This window comes from Neoroseomonas eburnea (assembly GCF_018129005.1).
GTDB lineage: Bacteria > Pseudomonadota > Alphaproteobacteria > Acetobacterales > Acetobacteraceae > Neoroseomonas > Neoroseomonas eburnea.
Map to the genome: position 1 here is coordinate 21,211 of NZ_JAAEDL010000042.1, position 9,701 is coordinate 30,911.

Here is a 9,701-nt window from a genome sequence, read left to right on the forward strand (position 1 = left end):
CGCGGCGGACCGAAACTATCCATTGTCAGATGCACCAGCGATCCGCCCGCCGTCCGCAGTTCTTCTACACGACCGCTCCCCTGCCCTGCCCCTACCTGGCCGGACGGACGGAACGGAAGATCGTGACCGAACTCACGGGCCCGGAGGCGGAACCCCTCCACGACCGCCTTTCGCGGGCCGGGTTCCGGCGCAGCCACAACATCGCCTATTCGCCGGTCTGCCCGGGCTGCCAGGCCTGCATCCCGATCCGCATCGTGGCCGGCGCCTTCGAACCCGACCGCACGCAGCGCCGCATCGCCCGTGCCAATGTCGACCTCATCGCGGCGGAGATGCCGCCGCGCGCCACTGCCGAGCAGTTCGCCCTGTTCCACCGCTACCAGAAGGCGCGGCACTCGGATGGCGACATGGCCGCGATGGGATTCTACGACTACCGCGCCATGGTCGAGGACACGCCGATCAGCACCGCCCTGGTCGAATTCAGGGATGCCGCGGACCGGCTGCTCGGGGGCTGCCTGACGGACCGGCTCTCGGATGGGCTCTCGGCCGTCTATTCCTTCTACGATCCCGCGACCGAGAAGCGCTCCCTCGGAACCTACGCGGTGCTCTGGCTGGTCGACCGCGCGCGCGAGCTGAGCCTGCCCTACGTCTATCTCGGCTATTGGGTGCCGGAGAGCCGCAAGATGGCCTACAAGGCCCGCTTCCGCCCGAGCGAGGTGCTGATGGGCGGGTTGTGGCGCGTGCTCGGTGAGGATGCCGCGCATTCCTCCCTCGCCATGACCAGCGTGGACGCCTGACGGGCGCGCCGCCCGCGCGCAGCGCTACACCGTCAGCAGCCGCCGCACCGCATCCTCGTCGAGTTCGGCGGGCACGCCGGCCAGCGCCACCTCCCCGCGCACCATGATCGCCAGCCGATCGGCGAGGCCACGGGCGAATTCATAGTACTGCTCGACCAGCAGCACCCCCATGCCGCGGTCCTTTGCGAGGTGCGCGATGACGCGGCCGATGTCCTTGATGACATTGGGCTGGATGCCCTCGGTCGGCTCGTCGAGGATGAGCAGCCGCGGCCGGGCGCACAGCGCGCGCGCGATGGCGAGCTGCTGCTGCTGCCCGCCCGAGAGGTCGCCGCCCCGCCGGCGCAGGAACTGCCGCAGGATGGGAAACAGATCGAAGACCTCGGCGTCGATCGAGGATCCGCGCGGCGCGGCGGCGAGCGCGGTCTCGAGGTTCTCCTGCACCGTCAGGAAGGGGAAGATCTCGCGCCCCTGCGGCACGTAGCCGATCCCGGCGCGCGCGCGCTCGGCGGTCGGCAGGCGCGTGATATCCCGCCCCTCCCAGGTGATGGTCCCGGCCCCCACCGCCTCGAGCCCCATGATGGAGCGCAGCAGGGAGGACTTGCCGACGCCGTTGCGTCCGAGCACGCAGGTGATGCGCCCCGGCTCGACGGCGATGGAGACTCCGCGCAGGCAAAGGCTCGCGCCGTAGGAGAGGTCGATGGAGCTGACGTCGAGCATCCGTTGCTACCGCCCCAGATAGACCTCGATCACGCGCGGGTCGTTCTGCACGTGGTCGATGGAACCTTCCGACAGCACGCTGCCCTCGTGCAGCACCGTGACGCGCCGGCCGAGGGCGCGGACGAATTCGAGGTCGTGCTCGACGACGACGACGCTGCGCGTGCCGGCGATGCCGACGAGCATGGCGGCGGTGTGTTCGGTCTCGGCATCGGTCATGCCGGCAACGGGTTCGTCCACCAGCAGCAGTTCGGGATCCTGCGCCAGCAGCATGCCGATCTCGAGCCATTGCCGCTGACCGTGGGAAAGGATGCCGGCCGGGTCATGCGCGCGGGCGAGCAGCCCGACCTCCTCGGTCACCTGAGCGATGCGGTCCCGCGCCTCGCCCGAAAGGTGCCACTTCACGCAGGCGATCGGCCCGCGCGGCGCCTTCAGCGCGAGTTCCAGATTCTCGAACACCGTGAGCTGGTCGAAGACCGTCGGCTTCTGGAACTTCCGCCCGATGCCGAGGGTGGCGATGGACGGCTCGTCCAGCCGGGTCAGGTCGGTGTCGCCGAAGCGGACGGTGCCGGCGGTCGGCCGCGTCTTGCCGGTGATGACGTCCATCATCGTCGTCTTGCCGGCGCCGTTCGGGCCGATGACGGCACGCAACTCGCCCGGTTCGACGATGAGCGAGAGGTTGTTCAGCGCCCGGAACCCGTCGAACACGACGGAGACGCCATCGAGGTAGAGCGCGCGCCCCGTCATGACGCGCGCCTCCGCCGCAGGCGGTCGAACAGCCCGATCAGGCCGCGCGGCAGGAACAGCGTCACCGCCACGAACAGACCGCCGAGCACGAAGAGCCAGAGATCCGGCGCCGCCGAGGTGAGCCAGGTCTTGAGTGCATTGACCGAGAAGGCGCCGAGCACCGCCCCGGCCAGCGTGCCACGGCCGCCCACGGCGACCCAGATCACCGCCTCGATCGAATTGCCGGGGCTGAACTCGCCGGGATTGATGATGCCGACCTGCGGCACGTAGAGCGCGCCGGCGAGCCCCGCAAGCATGGCCGAGAGCACGAAGGCGAACAGCTTGTGCTGCGTGGTGTCGTAGCCGAGGAAGCGCGCGCGGCTCTCGGCGTCGCGGATGGCGGTCAGCACCCGCCCGTACTTCGTCCGCGTCAGCGCCGCACAGATCAGGAAGGAGCCGACCAGCGCCACCAGCGAGGCATAGAACAGCATCGCGCGCGCGGCAGGCGTGCCGAGCGGCATGCCGAGCAATTCCTTGAAGTCGGTGAAGCCGTTGTTGCCGCCGAAGCCCATGTCGTTGCGGAAGAAGGCGAGCATCAGCGCGTAGGTCATCGCCTGCGTCAGGATGGAGAGGTAGACGCCGGTAATCCGGCTGCGGAAGGCGAGGAAGCCCACCACCAGCGCCAGCGCCCCCGGCACCAGCAGCACCATCAGCATGGCGTAGGGGAAATACTGGAAGCCCTGCCAGAACCACGGCAGGTCGGTGTAGCCGAGGAACACCATGAAGTCCGGCAGCACCGGATGCCCATAGGCACCGCGCGGCCCGATCAGCCGCATCAGATGCATGCCCATCGCATAGCCGCCGAGCGCGAAGAAGGCCCCATGCCCGAGTGAGAGGATGCCCGCATAGCCCCAGGCGAGGTCGAGCGAGAGTGCCAGGATCGCGTAGCAGATCCACTTGCCCGTCACCGAGACGATGAAGTCCGAGACGTGCAGCGCATGATCGGCCGGCAAGGCATTGAGCGTCGGCAGCGCGGCGAGCAGCAGCACTGCGACGCCAAGCCCGGCGCGAAGGCCGAGGCGCAACCGCGAAGGTGGCGGCGCGGAAAGCGCGACGCTCATTGCTCCGCCGCCCGCCCCTTGAGGGCAAAGAGCCCGCGCGGCCGCCGCTGGATGAAGAGCATGATCGCCACCAGCACGAAGACCTTGGCCAGCACCACGCCGGCATAGGGCTCCAGCACCTTGTTGATGACGCCGAGGCTCATGGCGCCGACCAGCGTGCCCGCCAGCGAGCCGACGCCGCCGAACACCACCACCATGAAGCTGTCGATGATGTAGCCGGTGCCGAGGTTGGGGCTGACATTGTCGATCTGGCTCAGCGCCACGCCGGCGATGCCGGCGATGCCGGAGCCGAAGGCGAAGGTGAAGGCGTCCACCCTGCCGGTGCGGATGCCCATGGCGGCGGCGATGCGCCGGTTCTGCGTGACCGCGCGCATCTCGAGCCCGAAGCGCGTCAGGCGGATGGCGGCGACGGTCAGGCCCAGCACGACCAGCGAGAAGACCAGGATCCACAGCCGGTTCTGCGTGACCGTCACGCCGAAGGCGAGCTCCAGCGTGCCCTGCATCCAGGGCGGGCTGCTCACCTCGCGGTTCTGCGCCCCGAAGACGAGGCGCACCGCCTGCTGGATCATCATGCCGACGCCGAAGGTCAGCAGCAGCGTCTCGAGCGGCCGCCCGTAGAGGTGACGGATCAGGCCGCGTTCCATCGCCGCCCCGCAGGCGGCCGCGACCAGGAAGGCCGCGGGCACCGAGAGCGGCAGCGACCATGGCGCCAGGGCCGGGATGCCGCGCAACGCCTCCTGCATCACGAAGGTCGTGTAGGCGCCGAGCATCACGAACTCGCCATGCGCCATGTTGATCACGCCCATGACGCCGAAGGTCACCGCCAGGCCGAGCGCGGCCAGCAGCAGCACCGAACCGAGCGACAGGCCCTGGAAGAAGGTCTCTGCCGCGCGACGCACGGCGAGGCGGCGGTCGATCGCAGCAACAGCGGCATCGATCTCCGACGACAGGGCGGGAACCGCCGCGCGGGCCTCGAGCAGGACGGACCGCGCTTCCGTGGAGGCCGAGGCACTGAGGGCCACGATGCCCGCCCGCCGCTCCGCGTCATCCCCCGCGGCGAGCCGCGAGGCGCCGAGGGCGAGTTCCAGCCGTTCGCGGATGCGCGCGCTGTTCTCGCGCGCCAGCGCGGCCTCCAGCAGCGGGATGTTCTCCGCGGTGCGGCTTCGGAACACCGCTTCCGCCGCCGCCAAACGCTCCGCCGGATCGGACGAGACGAGCGAGAGCCTGCCAAGCACACCGCGCAGCACGGCCCTGACCCGGTTGTTGATGCGGACCTGCTCGGCCTCGGCCGCATCGGCCGCAGCGCCGGTCACGGCGACCGTGGCGCGCTCACCGTCGCGGATCAGCAGCGCGCCGTCGGCACCGCGCAGCAGCCGGCCGTCGTACAGCGCACGAAGGATGGGCACGGCGCGCGGATCCCCTAGCGCGCCGAGCCGCTCCGCTGCCTCCACCTGCTGGGCGAAGCCGCCGGCGAGGCCAGGCAGCGCCGCGCCGAAGGCATCCTGCGCGCGCCCCTTGGCGGGCACGAGCAGAAGCAGGAAGAGGAAGAGGAGACGCATCAGCCGCGACGACGGCTCGCATTCTCCGGGATGAAGGGCGACCAGTTCTCGGCGACGATCGGGCCGGGCGTCTTCCAGACGATGTTGAACTGTCCGTCCGCCTGCACCTCGCCGATCATGACGGGCTTGGAGAGGTGGTGGTTGCGGTGCATCTCCAGCGTGTATCCGCAGGGTGCATCCACCTTCTGGCCATACATCGCCTCGCGCACCGGATCCACGGCGGTGCTGCCGGCCTTGGCGACGGCCTGGGCCCACATCTTGAAGCCGACCAGCGTCGCTTCCATCGGATCGTTGGTCACGCGGCGCGGGTTCTTGATATAGGCCTGCCAGAGGTTCTTGAACTCGGTGTTGGCGGGCGACTGCACCGACATGAAGTAGTTCCATGCCGCGAGGTGACCGACCAGCGGGCGGGTGTCGATTCCCGCGAGCTCCTCCTCGCCGACCGAGAAGGCGACCGAGGGGATGTCCTCCGCCTTGATGCCCTGGTTGCCGAGCTCGCGGTAGAAGGGGACGTTGGCGTCGCCGTTGATGGTCGAGACGATGGCGGTCTTCTTGCCCTCGCCGGCGAAGCGCTTCACCCGCGCGACGATGCCCTGCCAGTCGCTGTGACCGAAGGGCGTATATTCCTCCATGATGTCGGCTTCGGGGATGCCCTTGCTGATCAGGAAGGCGCGCAGGATGCGGTTGGTCGTGCGCGGATAGACGTAGTCGGTGCCGAGCAGCGCGATGCGCTTCGCCTCGCCGCCATCGGCGGACATCAGGTACTCGACCGCCGGGATCGCCTGCTGGTTCGGCGCGGCGCCGGTGTAGAAGATGTTCCGCGACTGCTCCTCGCCCTCGTACTGGACGGGGTAGAAGAGCATGCCGTTCAGTTCCTCGAAGACCGGCAGCACCGACTTGCGGGACACCGAGGTCCAGCAGCCGAAGGTCACGTCCACCTTGTGGACCTGCAGCAGCTCGCGCGCCTTCTCGGCAAAGAGCGGCCAGTTGGAGGCCGGATCGACCACCACCGCCTCGACACGCCGGCCGAGCAGCCCGCCACGGCCGTTGATCCACTCGACCATCATCAGCACCGTGTCGCGCAGCGCCGTCTCGCTGATGGCCATGGTGCCGGAGAGGGAGTGCAGCACGCCGACCTTGATCGGCGCGCCCTGCGCCATGGATGGCCGGATGGAGGGGGCTGCCAGTACGGCGCCCGCGCCGGCGATCACACTGCGCCGGGTGATGAGGGTCTTGGTCACGTCTTAGCCTCCTCGCGGGATGACGCTCCGACGCTATTGGCGGTGTCGTCTCCCGATCCCGCGAGCAGCGAAATCCGTGCCAGCGAGAATCACCGACGACAGCATGATTTCTTCGCCGAAATTGCTTATTCTGCGGACATGATGGCGACAGAATTGGCACATGAACAACCGGTCATGCGCAGCCTGCGGGCATCGGCGCCATGCCTCGTGGCCGCTCGCTCCGCCTCGGCCTCCCGTACCGCACCCCCTCGCCTCCCTCGCGGGTCAGGAGAACACCTCACCTGCGTCGCCGGCCAGGCAGGCGACGTTCCTCGCCCGCTTCGTGGCGTCTGATGAGGCCGGCCGCGGCCTCGTGGACGGGATCACGCCTCGCCGGGCGGCCGCTGACGCGGCCGAAGCATCTCCGCCATCACCGCTGCGGCGGTTCCGAGCAACATCAGCAATGCCATCGGCCACGGCGTGCCATCTGCGAAGGCGCCAACGAGCGCACTGCCGATCGCGGCACCAGTGAACTGCAGCGTGCCGAGCAATGCCGAGGCGCTGCCGGCACGGCCGGCGTGGCGCGACAAGGCGCCGACCGCCGCATTCGGAAAGACCAGGCCGGTACAGGCCAGGGCAATCGCCGCAGGCACGAAGACGCCCATCAGGCCGCCGAATCCGGTCAAGGCGGTCGCCAGCAGTACCAGCACGGCAATACCTGACGTGCGCAGCGCGTAGGCCGGCACGCGGCGCAGCCCCAGCCGGCGGAGCAGCGTCGGATTGAACTGCGATGCCGCGATGAAGCCCGCCGCACTGACGGCGAAGAGCAGCCCGAATCGCCCCGCCGGCACGCCGAAATACTCGATGTAGACGGCCGGCGCGCCGCTGATGAAAGCGAAGACGGAGAACATCGCCGCCGCGCCCATGAGCGCATGGGTGATGAAGCCCCGCTCCCGTCCGATCTCACTGAAATCGTAGAGCAGCTTGACCATGGAACGCCGCACGCGTCTCGCGGGTGGCAGCGTCTCGGGCAGCAGTCGCCAGGCCAGCAGGCAGGACAGGGCGCCGTAGATCGCCGAGGCCCAGAAGATCATGCGCCACCCACCCGCACCGAGGAGCAGGCCGCCAAGTGTCGGTGCGAGGATGGGCGCCGCCCCCATGACGAGCATCAGCTTCGACATCAGCCGCGCCGCGGCGAGTCCATCCGCAAGATCCCGCACCATCGCGCGCGGAATGACGGCGCTCGCCGCACCGCCAAAGGCTGCGATGCAGCGCCAGGCCGCCAATGCCGCCATGTCCGGAGCGAGCGCACAGCCAACCGAGGCGAGGGCATAGAGCGCAGTGCCGGCAATGAGCGGCAGGCGTCGCCCGAGCCGATCCGCGAGGGTGCCCTGGACGAGTTGCCCGACTGCGAGCCCCACGAACCAGGACGCCAGCGTGATCTCCACGCTGCCGCGGCTTGTGCCGAGTTCCGCCTCGATCGCCGGGAAGGCGGGCAGATACATGTCGGTGGAGACGGGACCGACAGCGGTCAGGAAGCCGAGGAGAAGAGGAAGCCAGCTGGGCATGCAGATTCCCTTGGTGGCAGGAAGCCGGCATTCTGTCGACCGCGACACTGCCTCGGCATCCTGGTGCTGGCTGCAGGAACGAAACCCGCCACGGTCGCCCGTGACGGGGTGGAGGTAGTGACCGATCGGGCGACGCGCAACCATCAAAGCCTGCGGCCGCGGATGCGGTGGCCGAGGCCGGTCCGCCGCCTGTCGCCATCCGGTACCGGATCTTGAGGTGGTCGCGGGGCCCGGCAGCCAATTCGAATTGCTGTTGAGGGCGGCGTCTACGCCGATGCGCGACCATCCGCCGACACGGCATCGCGCCGCGTCGGCAGCGCGAGCGTGATCACCCAGCAGGCCGCGAGCATCGCGGCGGCGCCGAGCAGGCAGGCCGGCAGTCCGGCCCAGGCGTAGAGCAGGCCCGACAGCAGCGTGCCCATGAAACGCCCCGCAGCGTTCGCGGCGTAGTAGAAGCCGACATCCTCGGCGGCCTTCTCGCTGCCGGCATAGGCCAGCACGAGATACGAATGCACCGAGGAGTTCACCGCGAACAGCACGCCGAACAGGCACAGGCCGACCGGCACGAAGAGATCGGCGCGCGGCAGGCCTGCCAGCATCCCCGCGGCAAGCGCCAGCGGCACCGCCGCCAGCGCCAGCGACCAGGATCGCGCCGCCGGCACCTCGGCGCTCAGCCCGTCGGCACTGCGCGCCACCAGCGCCGGCGCACTCGCCTGGATGACGCCATACCCGATGGTCCATACCGCGAGAAAGGCGCCGACCATGGTGAAGGTCCAGCCGCTGGCATAGAGGAACACAGGCAGGCCGACGACGAACCACACATCGCGCGCGCCGAACAGGAAGACGCGCGCCGCCGCCAGCAGGTTCACGCCGCGGTTCTTCGCGAAGAGTTCCTTCGCGGATTTCGATGCCTTCGCCCTGCCCATCAGCGGCGGCAGGGAGAGCACGACGCCGGCCAGCACCAGCAGCAGCATGGCGGCCATCGCCCAGAGCGCGCCGCGGAAGCCGAGCGCCTCCAGCAGCAAGCCACCCAGGAAGAATCCGGCACCCTTCATTGCGTTCTTGCTGCCGGTGAAGAAGGCGACCCACTTGAAAAGGCGCCCGGACGCGTCGCCCGCGGTCACCTTGATGGCGGATTTGCTGGCCGTCTTGGTCAGGTCCTTGGCCACGCCGCAGACGCCCTGGGCGACCACCACCCAGGCAACCGACAGTGCCGCGGCCCAATCCGGCGACATCGCCGAGAGCATCAGGAAGCCCGCGACCTGCGTCGCCAGCCCGACCGCCAGCATGCGCGCGATGCCGAAGCGCGTCGCCAGCCAGCCGCCGATCAGGTTGGCGCCGATCCCCGCCGCCTCGTAGAGCAGGAACAGGAAGGCCAGCGTGAAGGGCGAGTAGCCCAGGCGGAAGAAGTGCAGCAGCACGAGCATCCGCAACGCGCCATCGGTCAGCGTGAAGCCCCAATAGGCGGCGGTGACGATGGCGTAGTTGCGGGTGCCGGCGGTGCTCACAGGCCGAGGCCCTCCATGTGGCAGGCCAGGTCCACCATGCGGCAGGCGTAGCCCATCTCGTTGTCGTACCAGGCGTAGACCTTGAGCAGCGTGCCATCGGTGACCATGGTGGAGAGGCCGTCCACGATGCTGCTGCGCGTGTCGCGCGCGTAGTCGGCGCTGACCAGCGGCCGCGGCTCGAAACCGAGGATGCCGGCGAGCGGCCCGGCGGCGGCGGCGCGGAACAGGTCGTTGACCTCCTCCGCGCTGGTCTCGCGCGCCATCTCGAAGACGCAGTCGGTCAGCGAGGCGTTCAGCACCGGGGCGCGCACCGCATGGCCGTTCAGCTTGCCCTTCAGTTCGGGGTAGATCAGCGCGATGGCGGTGGCGCTGCCCGTCGTCGTCGGCTGGAGCGACAGCATGGCCGAGCGCGCACGCCGCAGATCCTTGTGCGGCGCATCGACGACGACGTTGGTGTTGGTCGGGTCATGGATGGTGGTGATCTGGCCATG

Annotated in this window: 8 protein-coding genes and 1 pseudogene; 1 reads left to right on the forward strand and 8 read right to left on the reverse strand. The window is 69.2% G+C overall.

Annotated elements, in window-relative coordinates; translation table 11 throughout:
* Window positions 1-29 precede the first annotated feature (29 nt).
* A complete protein-coding gene (locus GXW74_RS25310) occupies window positions 30-794 on the forward strand; it encodes an arginyltransferase (protein ID WP_211849379.1) in 765 nt (254 codons plus the stop codon).
* Window positions 795-818: 24 nt separating this feature from the next.
* Here GXW74_RS25310 and urtE read toward each other — a convergent pair whose 3' ends face one another.
* From urtE to GXW74_RS25350, 8 genes and pseudogenes are all read right to left on the reverse strand, one after another.
* Window positions 819-1,511 carry an urea ABC transporter ATP-binding subunit UrtE gene (urtE, locus tag GXW74_RS25315; protein WP_211849380.1) on the reverse strand — a complete coding sequence of 231 codons (693 nt, stop codon included), beginning with the start codon at window positions 1,509-1,511 and terminating at the stop codon, window positions 819-821.
* A 6-nt stretch (window positions 1,512-1,517) separates the two neighbouring features.
* Window positions 1,518-2,255, reverse strand: a complete 738-nt coding sequence (gene urtD / locus GXW74_RS25320) for an urea ABC transporter ATP-binding protein UrtD (RefSeq protein ID WP_211849381.1) — start codon at window positions 2,253-2,255, stop codon at window positions 1,518-1,520.
* Complete coding sequence (urtC, locus tag GXW74_RS25325; protein WP_211849382.1) at window positions 2,252-3,355, reverse strand: urea ABC transporter permease subunit UrtC; 1,104 nt, start codon at window positions 3,353-3,355, stop codon at window positions 2,252-2,254. The genes urtD and urtC overlap by 4 nt, the downstream gene beginning before the upstream one ends.
* The gene (gene urtB, locus GXW74_RS25330; protein WP_211849383.1) at window positions 3,352-4,914 is read right to left on the reverse strand and encodes an urea ABC transporter permease subunit UrtB; all 1,563 of its coding nucleotides are present in this window, start codon (window positions 4,912-4,914) and stop codon (window positions 3,352-3,354) included. Before urtB ends, urtC begins: the two co-directional genes overlap by 4 nt.
* Window positions 4,914-6,155, reverse strand: a complete 1,242-nt coding sequence (gene urtA, locus GXW74_RS25335) for an urea ABC transporter substrate-binding protein (RefSeq protein WP_456306994.1) — start codon at window positions 6,153-6,155, stop codon at window positions 4,914-4,916. Before urtA ends, urtB begins: the two co-directional genes overlap by 1 nt.
* A 362-nt stretch (window positions 6,156-6,517) precedes the next feature.
* Window positions 6,518-7,702, reverse strand: a complete 1,185-nt coding sequence (locus tag GXW74_RS25340) for a multidrug effflux MFS transporter (RefSeq protein ID WP_211849384.1) — start codon at window positions 7,700-7,702, stop codon at window positions 6,518-6,520.
* 266 nt (window positions 7,703-7,968) lie between these two features.
* A complete protein-coding gene (gene arsJ / locus GXW74_RS25345) occupies window positions 7,969-9,210 on the reverse strand; it encodes an organoarsenical effux MFS transporter ArsJ (protein WP_211849385.1) in 1,242 nt (413 codons plus the stop codon).
* A pseudogene (locus tag GXW74_RS25350) lies at window positions 9,207-9,701 on the reverse strand (type I glyceraldehyde-3-phosphate dehydrogenase); the annotation flags it as partial. The pseudogene GXW74_RS25350 and the gene arsJ, both read right to left, overlap by 4 nt.